This is a genomic window from Pseudomonas alvandae, assembly GCF_019141525.1.
GTDB classification, from domain to species: domain Bacteria; phylum Pseudomonadota; class Gammaproteobacteria; order Pseudomonadales; family Pseudomonadaceae; genus Aquipseudomonas; species Aquipseudomonas alvandae.
In genome coordinates this window covers 3,515,102-3,535,170 of record NZ_CP077080.1, presented here as the reverse complement: position 1 = coordinate 3,535,170, position 20,069 = coordinate 3,515,102, and the positions used below count along the sequence as shown (strand labels likewise).

Below are 20,069 nucleotides of genomic sequence, written 5' to 3'. Positions count from 1 at the left end.
GTTGCCGCACCATCGCAAGGCAGAGGGTGGTGCTAGTGAAACGGTAGCTGGCGCCGGTCAGCTTGAGGTGGCAGGGCGGGCCTCTTCGCGGGCAAGCCCGCTCCCACAGGGGATTGTGGGATGCCCATGAGGTTGTCGCGGCTGGTCAAGCAAGGTTTGGCACGCTCGCTGCAAGACGTTGTCCAGGTCCACCGTGAACACAATCGAGTGGGCAGCCCCGTCGGTCAACGAAGATCGAGTGCCAGCAGGCCGGGGGATAACGGTAGATCAGGGCGCAGTCGCCGGATCGATACCGCACAGAACAGGCAAAGACGCCTGGAACCGCAAGGTTTCAGGCGTCTTTTTTTTGCTTTCAAAAAACCGTGATGGGCTTTTGTCGGGTGCTTTTATGAATTCCAACGTTGCTTCCCTGAACAAGCTGCAAACGCTGATCGTGATCGGCAATGGCATGGTCGGCCACCACTGCGTCGAGCAACTGATCGAGCGCGGCGCCCTCAACCATTACCGCGTGCATGTCTTCAGCGAAGAGCCGATGCGTGCCTACGACCGCGTGCACCTGTCCGAGTATTTTTCCGGCCGGGACGCCGAATCGCTGGCCTTGGGCGAAGCCTCGTTGTACCAGACCCCTGGCGTCACGCTGCACCTGGGCGTGCCGGTACTGGAAATCGACCGTCAGGCGCACGAAGTGGTCACCGCCGGGGAACGCATCCGCTACGACAAGCTGGTGCTCGCCACCGGTTCTTACCCGTTCGTGCCACCGATCCAGGGCGCCGAAGGCGATTCCTGCCTAGTCTACCGTACGCTCGAAGACCTCGACGCCATCCGTAACGCCGCCAGCAATGCCCGTCGTGGCGTGGTGGTCGGTGGCGGCCTGCTGGGCCTGGAGGCGGCCAACGCCTTGAAAACCCTTGGCCTGGAAGCCCACGTCGTCGAATTCGCCCCACGGCTGATGCCGGTGCAACTGGACGAGCAGGGCGGGCTGGCCCTCAAGGCGCGCATCGAGAAACTCGGCGTCGGCGTGCATTTGTCCAAGGGCACCCAATCCATCAGCGCGGGTGAGCAATACCGTTATCGGATGAATTTCGGCAGCGAGGATTTCCTCGAAACCGACCTGATCGTGTTTTCCGCTGGTATCCGCGCCCAGGACGCCCTGGCCCGCCAATGCGAGCTGCAAATCGGCCCGCGCGGTGGCGTGGTGATCGACGATCATTGCCAGAGCAGCGACCCGGACATCTACGCCATCGGCGAATGCGCGGCGTGGAATGGCAGCATCTTTGGCCTGGTCGCGCCGGGCTACCAGATGGCCCGCAACGTCGCGGCGCGCCTCTGTGGCGATACCGGCGAGGCCTTCACCGGCGCAGACATGTCCACCAAGCTCAAGCTGCTGGGCGTCGATGTCGGTTCCATCGGCGACGCGCACGGCCATACGCCGGGTTCGCGCAGCTTCCAGTTCATCGACGGAACCAGCGCCAGCTACCGGCGCCTGGTGGTCGATGCTGACGGCAAGCGCGTGATTGGCGCCGTACTGGTCGGCGACAACAGCTACTACGACACGCTCTTGCAGTACATGCAGAACGGCATCGCCTTGCCTAAGGATGCCGCCAGCCTGATCCTGCCGTCCTCCGAAGGCGCCCCGACACTCGGCCCGGCGGCGTTGCCTGAAGCCGCGACCATCTGCTCGTGCCACAACGTCACCAAGGGCTCGATCTGCTCGGCCATCGACGGCGGCTGCACCGATCTCGGCCAGCTCAAGTGCGACACCAAGGCCGGCACCGGCTGCGGCGGTTGTGCGGCCCTCGTCAAGCAAGTCTTTGAGCACGAACTGATCGCCCGTGGCGTCAGCGTCGATAAGAGCCTGTGTGAACATTTCGCCTACACCCGCCAGGAGCTGTATGCGCTGGTGCGAGTGGAAGGGATCATCAGTTTCGAAGAGCTGTTGGCCAAACACGGTCGCGGCCACACCGGTTGCGACCTGTGCAAGCCGGCGGTGGGTTCGATCCTGGCGTCGTGCTGGAACCAGCCGATCATGGATCCGCACCTGGTGCCATTGCAGGACACCAACGACACCTTCATGGCGAACATGCAGAAGAACGGTACCTACTCGGTGGTACCACGCATTGCCGGTGGGGAAATCACCGCTGACAAACTGATCGCCATCGGCGTCGTCGCGAAGAAATACGACCTCTACACCAAGATCACCGGCGGCCAGCGCATCGACTTGTTCGGCGCGCAGTTGCACCAGTTGCCGGACATCTGGGCCGAACTGATCGAAGCCGGCTTCGAAACCGGCCACGCCTACGGCAAGTCGACGCGCACGGTGAAGTCCTGCGTGGGCAGCACCTGGTGCCGCTACGGCGTGCAGGACAGCGTGCAAATGGCCCTGACCATCGAGGACCGCTACAAAGGCCTGCGCTCGCCGCACAAGCTCAAGTTCGCCGTGTCCGGTTGCACCCGTGAATGCGCCGAAGCCCAGAGCAAGGACGTCGGCGTCATCGCCACCGAAAAAGGCTGGAATCTCTATGTGGCCGGCAACGGCGGCATGCGTCCGCGCCACGCCGAGCTGTTCGCCACCGACCTGGACGACGCGACGCTGATCCGCTACATCGACCGCTTCCTGATGTTCTACATCCGCACCGCCGACAAGCTGCAACGCACCTCGGTCTGGCGTGAAAGCCTGGAAGGTGGCCTGGACTACCTCAAGGACGTGATCATCCACGACAGCCTGGGCCTGGGTGCCGAGCTCGAAGCGCAGATGCAGCTGGTGGTCGACCGCTACGAATGCGAGTGGGCCAACGCCTTGAAGGACCCGGAAAAACTCAAGCGCTTCCGGACCTTCGTCAACGACAAGCGCGGCGATCCGGACGTTCATTTCGTCCGCGAGCGCGGCCAGCGCCGGCCGGTGCATGCCGGCGAACTTCACCTGATTCCCGTCACCGAGGAGGTGCTCTGATGAGCCAGTCAAACGTCGTTCGTATCGCTCAAGAACCCCAGCAATGGCGCGCCCTGTGCAGCCGCGAGGACCTGGTACCGAACTCCGGCGTGGTCGCCTGGCATGACGGCAACCAAGTGGCGCTGCTGTACCTGCCGGAACATGCGGACAAGCCGTTGTACGCCGTCGACAACCGCGACCCGAAGTCCGGCGCCAACGTCATCGGTCGTGGATTGCTGGGCAACATCAAGGGCGAACTGGTGATTGCCTCGCCGATGTACAAGCAGCATTTCCGCCTGGAAGACGGCCATTGCCTGGAATACCCCGAGCAGCGCCTGCGGGTGTGGCCGGTGCGGCTCAACGGTGATGTGGTGGAGATTGGCGAAGACTGATCCGTTCCATGGTTGCTGTTGTGGTGCTCTAGCAGCGCTCTAGCAGTGCTCTTGTGGCGAGGGAGCTTGCTCCCGCTGGACCGCGCAGCGGTCCCAAAATCTTGCGGTCGCTGCGCAACCGAGCGGGAGCAAGCTCCCTCGCCACGACAGCGGTCACTTTTGTTTGAGATCGGGGATTAACAATGAAAACCGCCGCCCAACTGGTAAGACTCAAGAGCGTGCAGAACCAGCAGGTCCACAGCATCGCACCGGAGCAGACCGTGCTCGAAGCGTTGCAGATCATGGCCGAGAAAAACGTCGGCGCATTGCCGGTCATCGAAGGCGGGCAAGTGGTGGGGGTATTCAGCGAGCGGGATTACGCGCGCAAAATGGTGCTCAAGGGCCGCTCATCCGTGGGCACTACGGTGCGCACCATCATGAGCACACCGGTGATCACCGCCGACAGTCAGCAGAGCATCGACCGCTGCATGGCAGTCATGACCGACAGCCACTTGCGACACCTGCCGGTGCTGGATAACGGCGAGTTGATCGGACTGCTGTCCATTGGCGATCTGGTGAAGGAATCACTCGTCGAGCAAGCGGACCTGATCCGGCAGTTGGAGCATTACATTCGCGGGCATTGAGTCTGCATCGGCTCCAACAGTGCTCTTGTGGCGAGGGAGCTTGCTCCCGCTCGGCTGCGCAGCGGCCGCAGGATCTTGGGCCTGCTGCACCCGAGGTGTCGGACCGGTCCAGCGAGAGCAAGCTTCCTCGCCGCAGCCACCCATCGCCCCCAGAGGGTCGCCAGCTCCTATCCCAACGCCAGCAGTTGCCGGATCAGCTTCGGCGTACTGCCGGTCCAGCGCTTGAACGAGCGGCGAAAGTTCGCCGTATCGTTGAAGCTCAGGTACTGCGCCACTTCCTCGTTGCTGAACCCCTTGACCTGATACAGGTACAGCGCCACGTGCGTGTGCACCCGATCCACCTGTTGCTGGAACCCGGTGTGGTGCTTGTGCAACTTGCGCTTGAGCGTCGCCGGGCTCATGGCGAAGGCCTGTGCGGTCTGTTCCAGGCTTGGCGTTTGCTGTACGTGGGCATGCAGATAGTCGTAGAGGCAGTCGAGGAAGCTCGACGCGAAACCCAATTGGTCGACCTGCTCCCGGGCTTCGATCCGCGCGACTTGGCCTGCGGTCGCCGAGGTGTTGGGCCAGGGTTGGGCCAGGCAATGACGGGGCAGGCGCATCATATCCAGCGGTCGATTGAACTGGCTGTTCTCGCCCAGGTGCACCCAATATTGTTCGACGTAACGCGGTTCGTCGTGGCGAAAATTGCATTGCCAGGGCAGGCGTTCACCGCTGAGCCAGGCACTCATCGCGACCATCGACGTCATGCTGGCTTCAAGCACGAAGCGCCACTGCTCATCGGCGCCGCAGCTGTCCAGCCAGTGGATGTAAGCGTAATGCTCGTCCAGCAACAAACGAGGTGCGGCCAACGGGCTGAGCAGCAGTTGATAGTCGAGCAGTGTGTCCAGCGCCTGATGCAGATTCTGGGCGTGACGCAGGGCATGGCTGGCCGGTCCGTAGTGGCCGGGCAAGAGTCGCTGGCCGAACAGGAAGCTGCTGTCGTTGGCATCCAGCAGCCGTCGGCTGTTATCGATCAGGCCGAGAAACTGTTGCGGGCTGATGCGGCTTCGGCCTGCGAGGATATCGTCGTGGAACAGGCCGGTGCCGCGCAGCAGGCGATGACTGTCGATGTCCCGCGACAGCGCCAGGTCGATCAGCGCCGCCGGTTGATAGTGCCCCGCAATGAAGCGGCTGTCGGATTCGTACCAATGGGTCTTGAGTGTCATCAGCCAGCCTCAGGCGCTTTTCGCCAGCGTGTGCCGGGTTTGGGCCAGCGTCAGGTTCAGGCGTTTGAGCAAGGCTTCAGGGGATTCGTCGAACGCCATCACCACCGCCGTGCTGGCCGCCAGTTGCAAGCGTTCGCCGTGCTGCCGGGTCTTGTGGGCGAGGCTGCGAACCGCCTGTTCCAGCTCCTTGGCCTGGCGCAGGCCCTGACTTTCACCCGTGTCGGGCAGCAGCACGACGAAGCGGTCACCGGCGAGGCGGCATACCAGGTCCTGGCGCCGCAGGTTCATCACCAGCAGTTGGCTGACGGCTTGCAACACGGCGTCGCCTTCGCTGTGACCGAAACGCTGGTTGATCGCGGAGAAGTTGTCGAGGTCCAGGGCCAACAGCGACAGGGGCTGCTGCCGGCGCCGGCTGTCCTCCAGGCTGGCGGTCAGTTCATGCTTGAGAAAGTCCGCGCCGCCCAAAGGCGTGAGTTTGTCGAACAGACGGTGCTCGCGAAACAGCCGCTCGCGCTTCTCCATCTGCCCGTTGATCGCCAGTTGCTCGCGGTGCCAATGGTAAATGCCCAGCGTCAGCAGGATCATGCCCACCGGCATCGGTCCGGATTCGAGCCAATGATCCCAGGTGATGGTGTCGGGCAGATGGATGAACTCGTCGAGGCTGTCGATCCACCAGGAAAAGAAAATGCAGCTCAGGCCCAGGACCAGGTAGTTGGTCACCCGCCCGGCGGGGCGGCTTTTCAGGACCAGGCCCAGCCACACCAGCGCCAGCAGCGCCGAGCCACCCTCGCCGAGAATGTCCAGCCAGATCCATTGCTCCACGGGTTTGATCGAACCGTTGGCCAGATGCAGGATCAGCCCGAGGTTCGCCGCCAGCAGTAGCAGGGCGAGTTTGAGACGGTGCGGGCGGAGCGTGGAAAACATGGCCGGAATCCTTTGCCAGAAGCGGAATGCGGCCCAGCACAGCAGATGAATGTGACAGGGCGGTGACGGTGGTTGATGGGGTGGGGGAGGTCGAATCAGCTCATCGGTTATTCGGATTTTTTGCGGCAACACCGCCCCGTGGCGAGGGAGCTTGCTCCCGCTGGGCCTGTAGGAGCTGGCGAAGCCTGCGATCTTTTGATCCAGAACCTTCGCTCTCAACTCAATGGGCTTTGGAAAGATCGCAGCCTCGCTTCGCTCGGCAGCTCCTACAGGGCCCAGCGGGAGCAAGCTCCCTCGCCACGGAGTTTCCGAGCGCGGTTCCAGTAGGTCATTTCAGCTCATTCAGGCTCGCCAGCCCCCCTAAATAAGCTGATTGCAGCCCCTCCAGCCAAGCCCTGTCACAGAACCGTCATTCCCCACCCCTAGCGTGCCCTCCCAGTTGCCGGGCCGTTGCCTGGCGGATATTCGGATTCCTGGGGGAGGACCACCATGCAGCACCGCACCAGCACCGCCGGGCTCGTCGGTTTTACGTTTACCGCCTTGGCCATGGCCGTGGCCAGCGAGCGATTGAGCGCTGCCGAGCCATCGGCCACCGAGCACGTCGAGGTGGTCGGCCAGGCCGCCAGTATCGACCAGGCCCTCAAGGAGCAACGCAGCGCCGACAGCATCAAGAGCGTGGTGCACGCCGACGGCGTGGCGCAGTTGCCGGATGAGAACGTCGCCGAAGCGGTACAGCGCCTGCCGGGCATCAGCGTCGAGCGCGACCAGGGCGAAGGTCGCTTCGTCAGCGTGCGGGGGCTGGGGCCGGACCTCAACAGCGTGACCATCAATGGCACGCTGGTGCCCGCCCCGGAGAGCGAGCGTCGCGCGGTCGCCCTCGACGTGCTGCCCTCGGAGCTGGTGCAGTCGCTGTCGGTGATCAAGACCCTGACGCCGGACATGGACGCCAACTCACTGGGCGGTACGGTGGACGTCAAGAGCCTCTCGGCTTTCGATCATGAAGGCCTGTTCTACACCGGCAGCAGCGAAGCCAGCTATGACAAGAACACCGCCCAGACCAGCCCGAAATTCTCCGGCGCCATCAGCGATCGTTTCAGCCTGGGCGACGGCATCGACAACTTCGGCGTCGCTGCCGCGCTGAGCTGGCAGAAGCGTGACTTCGGTTCGGACAACGTCGAAACCGGCGGTGCCTGGGATTTCGAGCAAGGCTCACGGCTCGAAGAGTTCGAGCAGCGCGACTACGACATCCGCCGCGAGCGCGCCGGCGGCGGGCTGAATTTCGACTACAAGCCTGACGATTTCAGCAGCTATTACCTGCGCACGCTGTACAGCCGCTACAAGGACACCGAAACCCGCAACGCCGCCAGCATTGCCTTCGACAACCCGCAGGCACCAGGCGAAATCGGGCCTGCCGAGGGCGAACGCAAGCTCAAGCAGCGTGAAGAGACCCAGGAAATCCAATCCTATGTCCTCGGCGGCGAGCGCCTGTTCGGTCTCTGGACCTTGAGTGGCCAGGCCGGCTACAGCGAGTCCAGCGAGGACAGCCCCGGCCATATTGCCGGCGCAACGTTCAAGGGCATCGATGGTTTTGACGGCGGTTTCTACGACAGCGACAAGCCGCGGCCGATCATTGGCCCAGGCTTCTACGATCCCAACAACTTCAGCCTCGACAAGGTGGAGTGGGAGCAACAGAAAACCACCGACACCGAGAAGAACATGCGCCTGGATCTGGCCCGCGATTACGACTTGAAAGGCTACGCCTCCCAGATGAAGTTCGGCGGCAAGGTCAGCCGGCGCGACAAGGACAACGATCTCGACGCCTGGGTCTACGAGGATTTCGACAACCTGGGCTTCACCGACGAGCAACTCAATCTTGGCCAGTTCCAAAAGGGCACCGTGGACTACCGCCTCGGCCGGTTCGGTCCGGGTATCAGCGCCGACGCGATCAAGCAACTGCTGGGAGGCCTCGACCGCGATGCTTTCTTCGATGAGCAGGAGTCGCGGGTCAACGACTTCAAGATGAGCGAAGACATCAACGCCGCCTACCTGATGAACACCCTCGATGTCGACGATTGGCGCTTCATCGCCGGCATGCGCTACGAGGGCACCGAGTTCGAGGCCAAGGGCACCGGCGTCACCGATGGGGTCTTCACCGACACCGATACCCGCCGCCGATATCACCATTGGCTGCCAGGCCTGCATGCGCGGTATCAACTGGACAAGAACACCCAGGTGCGCGCGGCCTGGACCAAGTCCGTGGTACGGCCAACCTTCGGCCAATTGGCGCCGGGCTTTGTCATCGACGATGACGAGGCCACCTTCGGCAACCCGGACCTCAAGCCGCTGGAATCGAGCAACCTGGACCTGGGCATCGAACACTTCATGGGCCGCGCCGGCACCGTCTCGGCGTTCGTGTTCTACAAGGACATCCAGAACTTCGTCTACAACACCGACCTGGCCGGCACTGGCGCCTGGACCGATTTCGCCGAAGCCCACAGTTTCGCCAACGGCGACAGCGCCAAGCTCTATGGCCTGGAACTGGCTTACTCGCAAAAATTCGATTGGCTGCCAGCGCCATGGAACGGCCTGCTGCTGGGCGGCAACGCGACGTTCAGTCGATCCGATGCGCAAATCGAAGGGTTCGACCAGGCCAGCGGCACCCAGCGCAAGCGCAGCATCGACCTGCCAAACCAGTCGGACACGGTCGGCAACCTGATGCTGGGTTGGGAAAACGACAAACTCAGCCTGCGCCTCTCTGCCAACTACAAATCGGCCTACCTGTATGAGCTGGCCTCCATCAGCGACCGCGACCATGACCTGTATGTCGATGCCCAGACCTTCGTCGATTTCAGTGCCCGCTATTCGCTGACCAAGAATCTTCAAGTCAGCCTGGAAGCCCAGAACCTCACTGACGAGCCGTATTTCGTCTACACCGGCCACCGTTCCTACAACGGCCAGTACGAGGAATACGGACCGACCTACAAGCTGGGGCTGACGTTTACCCATTTTTGAATAGACCCCCATCCGCTGTGGCGAGGGAGCCGTTCAAGTTTGGCTCCATGACAAGGATTTTTCCGTTGAATACAAAGCTGTCTTTACCCAAGCATTACCTGCTGGCGTTGATCGCCTGCCTGATGACCAGCCACGCACAGGCCGCTCCGAGCCTGAAGCTGCAACCCTGGGCCCAGGACCTGTCGGCGAACGCGGTGGCGTTCCTGCCTGGCGAGGCCGCCACCGGGCGGTTGTTGGCCGGACGCGATGGGTTGTTGCTGCTCGATGACCAAGGGCGTGAACTGAGCCGCTTCAACGGCGCGTTCGATAGCCTGGATACCCGCGTCCTTGGCGCAAACGTGCTGGTGACCAGCCTCGACAGCGACCGCCAGCAAGCGCTGCTGGTCAGCCTTGATCCGCAGAAGCGCCAGTGGGGCACACCGCTTTATCTGCCAGCGCGGGATTTTCCGGTGAACGGCCTGTGCCTGTACCGCGACGAGGCGAGCAATCTGTTCGTGTTCCTGGTGGGTGAAGAAGGCCGGGGCGAGCAGTGGCTGGTGGGCCATGGCGAGCAGCTCAGCGAGCCCGCGCAACGGGTGCGTGGCCTGCCGTTGCCGCCGGATGCCACGACGTGCCAGGTACAGGACGACGCCAACCAATTGTTCGTCAATGAAGAGCGGGTGGGATGGTGGGCTTATCCGGCGTCCTCCGAGGCCGAGTCCGTGCGGGCGCCCGTGGCGATGCGGGCACCGTTCGGTGATATCCGCCAAGTGGCCGGTGCCATGGCCGCGCTGCCCGGGGGCATGCTCGGGTTGGACCCGCAAGCGGCGCAACTGCACCTGTATCAACAGCAGGACCAAGCGTGGGTCGCCCAGGCCAGGGTGCCGCTAACGGGCCTGAAGGAGCCGGAAAGCCTCGCCGTGCGCCTGACGAAAACCGGCGCCCAACTGTTGCTGCGTGACGATGACAATGGCCGCCTCTACCAAGGCGACATCGATTGGCAGCCCACCCCGGTGCCATTGGCACCGAGGTTGCCCAACGTGGCCGCCATCGCCCAGAGCGAGCCGGTCGCCCGCCAAGGTGATTCGGCGGATGACCCGGCGATCTGGGTCCACCCGACCACACCCGCCCTGAGTCGAGTGCTGGGCACCAACAAGAAGCAAGGCCTGTTGGCTTACGACCTGCAAGGCAAGTTGTTGCAAGAGCTGCCGGTGGGTCGCCTCAACAATGTCGATGTGCGCAGCGGCTTCAAGTTGGGCTCGCAGACTGTCGACCTGGCCGTCGCCAGCAACCGTGACCGCAACAGCCTGAGCCTGTTCAGCGTCGATCGCGCCAGCGGTGAGTTGCGTGAAGCTGGCGAAGTCCCGACGCCGCTCAAGGAAATCTACGGGATCTGCCTGTTCCAGCCCGACAGCGGCGAGCTGTATGCCTTCGCCAATGGCAAGGATGGGCAATACCTGCAATACCGCTTGCACGCTGCGGATGGCTCGATCAAGGGCGAGTTGGTGCGCCAGTTCAGCGTCGACAGCCAACCCGAAGGCTGCGTGGCCGACGACCTGCGCCAACGGTTGTTTCTCGGCGAGGAAGACGTCGGCGTCTGGACAATGGATGCCCGTGCCGACCAACCGGCAACCCTGGGCAGCGTGATCAAGGTCGGCGCGCAACTGCACGCTGACGTCGAAGGCATCGCCTTGTACCAAAGCGCCGGCCACGACTACCTGGTGATCTCCAGCCAGGGCAACGACAGCTACGTGGTGCTCGATGCCCAGCCGCCCTATGCCGTGCGTGGAACCTTCAGGGTCGGGTTGAACGCCGCGGCGCGAATCGACGGTGCTTCGGAAACCGACGGCCTGGAGGTGGTTTCGGCCAACCTCGGGGGGGCTTGGAGCCGAGGCCTGCTGGTGGTCCAGGACGGGCGCAAGCGCATGCCTGAGCAAGCCCAGAACTTCAAGTTCGTGCCTTGGGCCGACGTGGCGAAAGCGCTAGGCCTGCCTTGAGCGGCGCCGTCATCAACCGGTCACGAACATTTCATGCAATAGCAGCCCGACAGGAGTTCAACCCATGCAAGCCACACTGGAACACATGACGATCTGGGGCTTGATCAGCGACGCGAGCCTGCTGGTCAAGGCGGTCATGCTCACACTGTTATTGGCTTCGTTGCTGAGCTGGTACCTGATCATCCAGCGCAGCAGCGTGCTGCAGCGCAGCGAGCGCCAATTCAACGGTTTCCTCCAGCGCTTTCGCAGCAGTGCCGATCTGCTGCCGCTGTACCGCGAAACGGCCCAGGCCCGAGCGGAGGACGGCGGCGTGTTGCCGGTTTTCCACGCTGGTTACCAAGCGTTCACCCAGTTGAGCCTGCCTTCGGGCAGCCCTGCCGTGGTGCTCGAAGGCGTCGAACGCTCGCTGCACGTGGCGATCAGCGAACAGGAGATCCAGCTGGAAAAGGGCCTGCAGTTTCTCGCCACCGTCGGCTCGGTCAGCCCTTACATCGGCCTGTTCGGTACCGTCTGGGGAATCATGAATGCCTTCCTGGGATTGTCCCAGGTGCAACAGGCCAGCCTTTCCACCGTGGCGCCGGGCATCGCCGAAGCCTTGATCGCCACGGCCATCGGCCTGTTTGCCGCGATTCCGGCGGTGGTTGCGTATAACCGACTGGCTGCGCGCGGGCAGACGCTGCTGACCCGTTATTACGCCTTCGGCAACGAATTGCAGGCGCGCTTGCACCACAAGTTGCACGGCGCCTCGGTAAACCTGGCGACGGCCGCGTGAAGGGAGAGGGCAGATGTTAGTCAAGCCGCAACGCAAGCACGGGCCCAAGGCCGAAATGAATGTGGTGCCTTACATCGATGTCATGCTGGTGTTGCTGGTGATCTTCATGGTCACCGCGCCGATGCTGACCCAAGGTGTGAAGATCGAGCTGCCCAAGGTTGCCAGCGAAGCCTTGGCCAACGACAGCCGTCAGCGGATCCTGACGTTGTCGGTGAAAGCCGAGGGCGGTTACTACTGGAACCTCGGCGGTGAGCTGGACACCCACCAGCAGACCGACAGCGCGGTGGACCTGGATCAACTGCGCATGAAGGTGGCGCAGGTCGTGGCCGAGCACAGCGATACCCAGGTCTATATCCGGGCCGATGGCCACGCCGATTATGCCCGGGTCGTCGCCGCCATGGCGGCCCTGCAGCAAGGCGGGGTAAGCAACCTGGGACTGGTGACCGAGGCTGAACGATGACGGCGATGATCATGCACGGTTCGTCCACGGGTTGGCCCGCGCTGGAGCGTGACGGTTTTTGGAGAAACGGCTTGGCGGCAGGCGGTGCCGTGGCGTTGCACGCCGCCGTTGTCGTCATGCTGGCGGCGGGTTGGACAGTGGAGAAACCGCTAGTGGAGGCGCCTCGGGTGTTGCGTACGCAACTGGTTATCCTGCCACCGGCGCCGATTCCCGAGGCGCCCGCGCCCGTGGCAGTTGCCGCGCCGCCATCAATCGAAGCGCCTGCGCCACCGGTCGAAGCGCCACGTCCCAAGCCGGTCGAGACAACGCCTGATCCGCAGCTCCAGGCAAAGAAGCTGGAGCAGGCAGCTGTAGCTCGCAAGCGGGTCGAGGAACGCAAGCGCGAGCAACAGGCCGATGAGCAACGGCAGCGCCAGGAAAGCGAACGTCGTCGGCACGAAGCCGAGCAGCAGACTGCCCGGCAACAGGCTGTCGAGCAACAACGCCAGGCCCAACAGGCCGAAGCGCTCGCCCAGCAACGTCGTGCCGAACAGGCGCGCCTGGCCGCCGACAGCCGCAGCTATCTGCCCCTGAGCAAAGAGGCCCCGGACTATCCGCAACGGGCACTGGACAAAGGGTTGGAAGGTGATTGCACCGTGGAATACAGCGTGACGCCGGAAGGGAAGATCGAAAACCCGAGGGTGCTCGATGGCTGTCACCCATTGTTCATCCGACCGTCCCTGGCGGCCGCCCAGACATTCCGCTACCAGCCGCGGATCGTTGATGGCAGGGCGGTCCCGGTGCCGGCGGTCAGGAATACGTTTCACTACCGAATCAAATAGTCTGGTGGGCCTCGGTGGTGGGCCGGTGCTGACGCAGCAATTCGATTTGTTGGGCGGGGACCAAGGTGCGCAACGATTTATAAAGCGCCCGGGTTTCCAGCAGGTTCCACACGCGCAGCATGGTTTCCAGCGCATCGAGGGGCTTGCTGATGAAGTCCCGCGCGCCCAGCGCCAACGCGCGCAAGCGAGTGTCGCGGGTGGCGTCGGCGGTCAGTACCAGGATCGGCAAATAGTCATTGGCCGGGATCCGCCGGTTGAGTTGCTCCAGCACGGCGAAGCCGTCGAATGCGGGCATATGCAAGTCGAGGATAACCAGGTCCGGCTCGAAACTGTTGAACAGATCGAGGGTGCGCAACGGCTCGGTGCTGCTCAGCACATTGTGCAGCCCCTCACGGGCCAGCAACTGCTCCATCAGGTCCAGGTTGGGGCGCTGATCGTCAATGATCAGGATGCGCAAATCGCGATTCATGCGGACTCCGGTAGATAGCGTTCGAGATGGCCGAGGAAGGCCTGGATATGAATGGGTTTGGTCAGGATCGCCGTCGCCCCCGCATCGTGCAAGGCGCGGTGGGTCAGGTCGCTGGCGTCGGCGGTGATCATCAGCACCGGCGTCGACGCGGTGGTCGAGGATTGGCGCAGGCGGCGCAGCACTTCCAGGCCATCCAGGTCAGGCAATGTCACGTCCAGCAAGATCAACTGCGGCGTGTGCTGGCGAGCCAGGTCGAGGCCCATCTGGCCTTGCATGCTCGACAACAACTGGATCCCCGGACGGCGCTGCATCAAGGTTTCGATCAGGGCCAGGCTCGACAGGTTGTCTTCGATGCACAACACCTTGCCATCGAATTCGGTGCGCGGTCGCGCCACTTCCAACGCAACCATGGGTGGCAGTTGAGAGCCGGACACATGGGCGCAGGGCAGTTGCAAGGTGAAGCAGCAGCCTTGTCCCGGATCGCTGCGCACTTGCAGGCTGCCTTGCATCATCTCCAGCAGGCTCTTGCTCAGGGAAAGGCCGAGGCCGGTGCCTTCGACCTGGGGATCGGCGCCGAGGCGTTCGAATGGCTTGAACAGCTGGTCCAACAGCTCGGGGGCGATGCCTTGCCCGGTGTCGCTGATGGCGATGCTGACCTGGGGGGCTTCGATGAGGACCTCGATGCGCACCTCGCCGCCCGGTTGGTTGTACTTGATGGCGTTGGACAATAAGTTCAGCAGCACCTGGACCAGGCGCTGGCGGTCGGCAAGCACGCCGCTGCCGTCGGGCAGCAAGGGGAGCTCGGCCAGGTGGATGCCGGCGTCGGCGGCCATTGGCGACACCAGGGTCAACGCCTCGTGAAGCACCGCCGGCAATCCGATCGGTTCGATGTTCAGCGGCAAGCGGCCCGCTTCGATCCGGGCGATGTCGAGCACTTCGTTGATCAACGCCAGCAAATGCTGGCCGGCCCGCAGGATATGACTGACGTGGGGACGCTGGCCGGCAACGGAATCCATGTCCAGCAGTTGCGCGAAACCCAGGATGGAATTCAACGGCGTGCGCAGTTCATGGCTCATGCGCGACAGGAATTCACTCTTGGCGCGACTGGCGCTCTCGGCTTCTTCACGGGCCGTGCGCAGGGCGATCTCGGCGGCACGCCGGTCGGTAATGTCGCGGGTGATTTTCGAGAAGCCGCGCAGGGCGCCGGTGCTGTCGTATTGCGCGGTGATCACCACGCTGGCCCAGAAGCGACTGCCGTCCTTGCGGCATCGCCAGCCTTCTTCCATGTAATGGCCGTCGCGGGTGGCCTCGAGTAACGCCATGTCCGGGTGCGCCGGGCATTCTTCGGCCAGGTAGAACAGCGAGAAATGCCGGCCGAGCACTTCCTGCTCGGTATAGCCCTTGATCCGTTCGGCGCCGACATTCCACGTGATGACGTGGCCCTGGGCGTCCAGGGCGAAAATTCCATAGTCCTTCACACCGTCGATGATCAGCCGCAGGCGTTCTTCGTTATCGCGCAAGGCGCGCTCGCGCTCGGCGAGCAACTGCCCGGCCTCCACCAGGCGGGTGCCCAATTGGCCGATTTCATCCCGCTCCGGCGGCTGTGGCAACAGTGGTTGGCCGAGCGCCAGGCGTTGGGCGTTGCCTTGCACCTTCTGGACCCGGGCAACGATGCCCTTGGACAGGAACAGCACCGCGACGATGGCGCCAAACAGTCCGCACACCGCCGCCAGCAGGGTGGCGAACAACAGGCGCATGCGCGTGGCCGAGGCGGCGGCGCTGCGTTCGGCGAGCAGGGCGTCTTCGCGTATGCGCATGGCGCTGATCTGTTCGCGCAACACGTCGAGGACCTGTTTGTTTTCGATCAGGATCGCGGTGATGGTTGCGGTGTCATCACCCTTGCCCGTGCGCAGGGCAACCAGCCCCTTGAGTTTCTCGGCGATCAGCGGCGTGATGGTCTTGAGGTGCTCGCGCATCCTGGCGTCGCGGATATTGTGATCCAGGCGTTGCAGCGCGGCCTGGATCTTGGGCGTGGCCTGTTCATAGCCGGGCAGGAAATCTTCGCGGCGGGTCAGCAGATAGCCACGCACGCTGGCGGCCGCTTCGGCCAGCAAGGTGTGCACTGCCTGGATGTCGCCCTGTACCAGCAGCACCCGTCGTACATCTTCTTCGGCGCGGGCGGTCTGGCGCTCGGTGATGTAGATCAGCACCAGGGACAGCAGCAAGACCACCAGCGGTAGGGAGATCACCACCAAGGCCTTGCCGCGCAAGGGCAGGTTGGCCCAACGGCGGGCGGCGAGAAACCTCATGGCCATTGTCCGGAAGGCTGCGCGACCAGCCCAAGGGCGACACCGCGTACCGCGGCCTGGGTCCGGTCGGCGGCGCCAAGCTTGCCGATGACCCGCTCCACGTGGGCTTTCGCAGTGCCGGGGGCGATGCCGAGTTTTTCACCAATCTCACGGTTGCTGAACCCACTGGCGACCAGGCCGAGCACTTGTCGCTCCCGTGTCGTCAGGGCCTGGACCTGTGGCGCACCGCTGGCGCCGCGCTCGGCCATGCGCCGCAAGAGGCGGGCGCTGACCGCGCTGTTCAGGGCCTCCTCGCCCTGGGCGACCCGTTTCAGCGCATCGAGCATCTCGGCACGGCTGGCATCCTTGAGCAAATAGCCGACGGCACCCGCTGCGATGGCGGCCTCGAGGTGGTCGGGGCTGTCGTCCATGGTGAAGACGATCACTTTGATCTGTGGCTGGCGTTGCTTGAGGATGCGCGCCGCACCGAGGCCGTTGAGCACCGGCATGCGGATATCGAGGATGGCGATGTCCGGTTGCAACCGCTCGCACAGGTCGAGTGCCTCCTGGCCGTCGTAGGCCTGGCCGACCACTTCGAACCCCTCGATGCCGGCCAGCATGGAAATGAAACCGGTGCGGGTGACTTCGTGATCATCGGCCAATAGCAGGCGCAGGGGATGCTTCATGAATGAGCTCCTTGGGTGGACAGCGGCACGCTGGCCGACAAACGAGTGCCGCCATCGGGTTCGCTGCGACAGTCCAGATGGCCACCGAGCAGGCTGGCGCGTTCCTGCATCGCCGCCAGGCCCAGGTGGCTGGAGCCACGGCTTTCGATGGGCAGTTCGAGGGCAAAGCCACGGCCGTCGTCCTCGACCCGCAACGTGGCCCGCCTGTCATGCACCGCCAAGCCCAGGCATACCTGCCGGGCTCGGGCATGCTTGAGAATGTTGTTGATGCCTTCCTGGGCGATGCGGAACAGGGCGATCTCGATGTTTGCCGGCAGTCGCACGGCACTGTGCTCGGCCCAGTCCACCATCAGCCCGGCCTCGCGCAGGCGATCGGCTTCCTTGTCGATGGCGCTGTACAGGCCGAAATCGTCCAGCACATGGGGGCGAAGGCCGCCAATCAATTGCCGACTCTCGCCGACGCAGCGCTGGGCCAGGTCGAGGATGGCCTGGAGTTCGTTGTCCAGCGCCGACGGCATTGGCGGGCAGCGCCCGGCGAAGCCTTGCAGACGCTGGTGCAGCCCGGCGAGGTTCTGCGCCAGGCCGTCATGAAGGTCATACGCCACGCGCTTGCGTTCGTCTTCCTGGGCGCTGAACAGTCGATGGACCAGCTCGGACATCGTCCGCTCCCGGGCTTGCAGCGCCTGGAGCAGGCGGCTGTTCTCCAGGTGTGCCGCCAGCAGCGTCGCGAGCAATTGCAGGGATTCGATGTCTTCGTTGTCGGGGGCGCCCAAGGGCACGCTGTTGCCCAGCAGCAGGGCACCAAACACGATGCCGTCGGCCCCTCGCAACGGCACGCGCAAGACCTGCGCCAGGGCTTTGCCGGGGCAGTCCAACCATTGCGGTTCGGGCGCCGAGGGCTGCGCCAGGTTCGCGAGCAGGCCGAGCCCCTCGGCACTACCGTGGCTGGCAACGGTTTGCAGCGTGGATTCCGGCGTCCACTCCAGCAACAGGCCATGGTCCATGGCGACGAATGCGCACGCTCGCTGCACCGCCCGCTGGCGCATCTGCACCAATGGCAGGCGGGTCAACTCATGGCCGGTGCCCAACAACAGGCCCAGGCGTGCCGCGCGACTTTGCGACTGGCGGTATTGGCTACGGATCGCCAGGGCACTGCCGGGGTCGTGGGGTGGGCTTTGCATGAGAAACTCCAGCATGGACGGGAAGTGGCCTGGTTCGGATGGCGTCATTAGACCTTGCGATCGGCACTCAGCCTATCTGCCGAATGGCATAGGCGATCAGCACCGGTTGGCCGATGGCGAGCGCCGGGTGAATCGGCAAAGTGTGGCCATTGAAACCCAAAGGACCACAACGATGAAAATGAAAACCTGTGCCATCGCCGCTTTTTTCCTGCTGGCCGCGCCATTTGTCCAGGCCGTGGAAACAGTGCCGTTCGTATACCGCACCGTCGCCGAGCAACCGCAGAAGCAAACCGACCGGGAGATTGCCGGGTTGTTCGACCGTTGGAACGCGGCACTGCAAACCGGCAGCGCCAGTGCCGTGACAGCGCTCTACGCGCCGGACGCGATATTGCAACCGACTGTGTCCAACAAGGTGCGCAGCACACCTGAGCAGATCCAGGATTACTTTGCGCACTTCCTGACCGGCAAGCCGGTGGGCGTGATCAATTACCGGGAAATCCGTCACCTTGGGCCGGACGCTGCGATGGACAGCGGAGTCTATACCTTCACCCTGACCCAGGCGGACGGTACCAAGCGCGAAGTCCAGGCGCGCTACACCTTCCTCTACGAGCGACTCGACGGGCAATGGAAGATCATCAACCATCACTCGTCGGCCATGCCTGAAGTGCCGAAGACACTCCACGCCAGCCATTGAGATCGGCGGCGCCCTGGTGATCCAGGGCGCCGGTTTCATACATTCCCGTATTAAAGCCTTGGAATAGCCCGCGGATATTAATTAGAATCAGTCTCATTCACGACATTCTAGTCCAGGGCTTCCTCACATGCTTGATGCAGCAAAGCCGGCGGAGCACGCCCTGCATGCGTTATACCGCGATCACGGCGGATGGCTCGAAGGTTGGCTGCGGCGTCGCATGGGAAACGCCTGGGATGCCGCCGACCTGCGCCAGGATACGTTCCTGCGTGTGTTGTCCAGTGCCCAGCCATTGGCCGACCTGCAAGAGCCGCGCGCGTACCTGCTGACGGTGGGGAAGCGGCTGTTGAGCAACTTCTATACCCGCCGCAACCTGGAACAAGCCTATCTCGACGCGTTGGCGAACCTGCCTGAAGCCTGTGCACCGTCGCCGGAACAACGTTGGCTGCTGCTCGAAACCCTGCACGCCCTGGATGAACTGCTCGACGGCCTGCCGCCGCTGGTGCGCAGGGCATTCCTGTGGAGCCAGCTCGAAGGGCTGGGCTACCGGGACATCGCCGAGCGCCTGCAGGTGTCCGAGCGCACCGTCAAGCGCTACATGGCCCAGGCTTATGAGCATTGCCTGCTGGTGGACCTTTGACTCGCCAGGCGCCGACGCCCGAGGCCCGCGAAGTGGCCCGTGCGGCAGCCCGGTGGCTGGCGATGATCGAATCCGGCGAGGAGGGCGTCGACCACGTCGCGCTGCAACGCTGGCGCGACAGCAACGCGGAGCACGAGGCCGCGTGGCAGAAAGCCCAGCAACTGCGCCAGCGATTCGCCGGGGTGCCGCCTTCGTTGGGCATGGCCACCCTTGATCGTCCGGCGCTGGCCCGCCGCGCCGTGCTCAAGCGCGCACTGGGCGTCGCCGCCCTGGTGCCAACGGCCTGGCTGTTGGGCCGCGAATTGCCACTGGACGTCTGGCGCGCCGACCTGCACACCGCCACCGGTGAGCAACGCCGTTGGACCTTGGCCGATGGCAGCAGCTTGCAGTTGAACACCGACAGCGCCGTGGACCTGGACCTCAAGGCCCGTCGCCTGGTGCTGGTGCGCGGAGAGATTTCCCTCAGGGTCAGCGGAACCACGCCTTTGGCGGTGCAAGGGCCGTACGGCGTCATCACGATCGATCGAAGCGAAGCGTGTATCCGCCTGGATGAGCGCAGCTGTCATGCCTCGGTGCTCAGCGGCTCGGTATTGCTACAACCGTTACGCGGCCCAGCGGTGACGCTGGAAGCGGGGCAGCAAATCGACCTGCAAGCCTCTGGCGCGGGGCCAGTCGACAGGTTCGACGTCGCACAGTTGGGTTGGCGTGAGGGTTTGCTCGTGGCGCAAGACCAGCCCCTTGGGGATTTCCTCCGTGAACTGGACCGTTATCGTCCGGGCGTGTTGCGCTGGGACGAAACCCTGGAATCGCTTCGTGTCACCGGCAGCTTCCGGCTGGACAACACCGATCGCATCCTCGCGTTGCTTTCGGCCAGCCTGCCCCTGGAGGTGCAGATGCGCACCCGTTACTGGGTCACCTTGACGCGGCGAAAAAACATCGCCTGAAGCCTGTCCCCTTTTTTTGTCTCGCTTGTCATTCCTGGCAACTGAACAGAAAACGA

17 protein-coding genes are annotated in these 20,069 nt (G+C 63.6%); 11 read left to right on the top strand and 6 right to left on the bottom strand.

The features are described 5' to 3' along the window. Positions 1 to 388: 388 nt before the first annotated feature. The 3 genes from nirB to KSS97_RS15730 all read left to right on the top strand — a co-directional run bounded on the left by nirB (position 389) and on the right by KSS97_RS15730 (position 3,944). Complete coding sequence (gene nirB, locus KSS97_RS15740; RefSeq protein WP_217859555.1) at positions 389 to 2,950, top strand: nitrite reductase large subunit NirB; 2,562 nt, start codon at positions 389 to 391, stop codon at positions 2,948 to 2,950. Then, positions 2,950 to 3,321: a nitrite reductase small subunit NirD gene (gene nirD, locus KSS97_RS15735; RefSeq protein ID WP_030140672.1), complete on the top strand. Its 372-nt coding sequence runs from the start codon at positions 2,950 to 2,952 to the stop codon at positions 3,319 to 3,321. Before nirB ends, nirD begins: the two co-directional genes overlap by 1 nt. 182 nt (positions 3,322 to 3,503) lie before the next feature. Next, a complete protein-coding gene (locus KSS97_RS15730; RefSeq protein WP_217859554.1) occupies positions 3,504 to 3,944 on the top strand; it encodes a CBS domain-containing protein in 441 nt (146 codons plus the stop codon). 167 nt (positions 3,945 to 4,111) lie between these two features. On the opposite strand, the gene KSS97_RS15725 is transcribed toward KSS97_RS15730, so the two are convergent. Both KSS97_RS15725 and KSS97_RS15720 read right to left on the bottom strand, forming a co-directional pair. Beyond that, complete coding sequence (locus tag KSS97_RS15725) at positions 4,112 to 5,149, bottom strand: AraC family transcriptional regulator (protein WP_217859553.1); 1,038 nt, start codon at positions 5,147 to 5,149, stop codon at positions 4,112 to 4,114. A gap of 9 nt (positions 5,150 to 5,158) precedes the next feature. Beyond that, on the bottom strand, positions 5,159 to 6,073 hold the full coding sequence (locus tag KSS97_RS15720; protein WP_217859552.1) for a GGDEF domain-containing protein: 915 nt from the start codon (positions 6,071 to 6,073) through the stop codon (positions 5,159 to 5,161). A 489-nt stretch (positions 6,074 to 6,562) separates the two neighbouring features. Here KSS97_RS15720 and KSS97_RS15715 point away from each other — a divergent pair, with 489 nt between their 5' ends. The 5 genes from KSS97_RS15715 (at position 6,563) to KSS97_RS15695 (ending at position 13,114) form a co-directional block, all read left to right on the top strand. Continuing rightward, positions 6,563 to 9,085, top strand: coding sequence for a TonB-dependent receptor (locus KSS97_RS15715; protein WP_217859551.1), 2,523 nt, complete (start codon positions 6,563 to 6,565; stop codon positions 9,083 to 9,085). Between the two features lie 122 nt (positions 9,086 to 9,207). Then, positions 9,208 to 11,061 carry a phytase gene (locus KSS97_RS15710; protein ID WP_225936125.1) on the top strand — a complete coding sequence of 618 codons (1,854 nt, stop codon included), beginning with the start codon at positions 9,208 to 9,210 and terminating at the stop codon, positions 11,059 to 11,061. Positions 11,062 to 11,125: 64 nt separating this feature from the next. After that, positions 11,126 to 11,833 (top strand): protein TolQ, encoded by a 708-nt coding sequence (gene tolQ / locus KSS97_RS15705; protein ID WP_030140678.1) that lies wholly within the window; start codon positions 11,126 to 11,128, stop codon positions 11,831 to 11,833. A gap of 13 nt (positions 11,834 to 11,846) precedes the next feature. After that, complete coding sequence (tolR, locus tag KSS97_RS15700; protein WP_217859549.1) at positions 11,847 to 12,293, top strand: protein TolR; 447 nt, start codon at positions 11,847 to 11,849, stop codon at positions 12,291 to 12,293. Next, positions 12,290 to 13,114: an energy transducer TonB gene (locus tag KSS97_RS15695; RefSeq protein ID WP_198796415.1), complete on the top strand. Its 825-nt coding sequence runs from the start codon at positions 12,290 to 12,292 to the stop codon at positions 13,112 to 13,114. Before tolR ends, KSS97_RS15695 begins: the two co-directional genes overlap by 4 nt. Here the strand turns inward: KSS97_RS15695 and KSS97_RS15690 are convergent. The 4 genes from KSS97_RS15690 to KSS97_RS15675 are packed head-to-tail and all read right to left on the bottom strand — an operon-like array spanning position 13,107 to position 17,738. Continuing rightward, positions 13,107 to 13,583 (bottom strand): response regulator, encoded by a 477-nt coding sequence (locus KSS97_RS15690; protein ID WP_030140681.1) that lies wholly within the window; start codon positions 13,581 to 13,583, stop codon positions 13,107 to 13,109. The two genes, KSS97_RS15695 and KSS97_RS15690, sit on opposite strands and share 8 nt — an antisense overlap. Next, the gene (locus KSS97_RS15685; protein WP_217859548.1) at positions 13,580 to 15,892 is read right to left on the bottom strand and encodes an ATP-binding protein; all 2,313 of its coding nucleotides are present in this window, start codon (positions 15,890 to 15,892) and stop codon (positions 13,580 to 13,582) included. The genes KSS97_RS15690 and KSS97_RS15685 overlap by 4 nt, the downstream gene beginning before the upstream one ends. Then, positions 15,889 to 16,557 carry a response regulator gene (locus KSS97_RS15680; protein WP_217859547.1) on the bottom strand — a complete coding sequence of 223 codons (669 nt, stop codon included), beginning with the start codon at positions 16,555 to 16,557 and terminating at the stop codon, positions 15,889 to 15,891. Before KSS97_RS15680 ends, KSS97_RS15685 begins: the two co-directional genes overlap by 4 nt. Beyond that, entirely contained in the window at positions 16,554 to 17,738 is a 1,185-nt protein-coding gene (locus tag KSS97_RS15675; protein ID WP_030140684.1) for a sensor histidine kinase, read from the bottom strand. Before KSS97_RS15675 ends, KSS97_RS15680 begins: the two co-directional genes overlap by 4 nt. A 172-nt stretch (positions 17,739 to 17,910) precedes the next feature. On the opposite strand from KSS97_RS15675, the gene KSS97_RS15670 reads away from it, so the two are divergent. From KSS97_RS15670 to KSS97_RS15660, 3 genes are all read left to right on the top strand, one after another. Beyond that, entirely contained in the window at positions 17,911 to 18,432 is a 522-nt protein-coding gene (locus KSS97_RS15670) for an SgcJ/EcaC family oxidoreductase (RefSeq protein ID WP_030140685.1), read from the top strand. A 127-nt stretch (positions 18,433 to 18,559) separates the two neighbouring features. Next, on the top strand, positions 18,560 to 19,069 hold the full coding sequence (locus KSS97_RS15665) for a sigma-70 family RNA polymerase sigma factor (protein ID WP_030140686.1): 510 nt from the start codon (positions 18,560 to 18,562) through the stop codon (positions 19,067 to 19,069). Beyond that, positions 19,066 to 20,013: a FecR domain-containing protein gene (locus KSS97_RS15660; RefSeq protein ID WP_217859546.1), complete on the top strand. Its 948-nt coding sequence runs from the start codon at positions 19,066 to 19,068 to the stop codon at positions 20,011 to 20,013. The genes KSS97_RS15665 and KSS97_RS15660 overlap by 4 nt, the downstream gene beginning before the upstream one ends. Positions 20,014 to 20,069 lie beyond the last annotated feature (56 nt).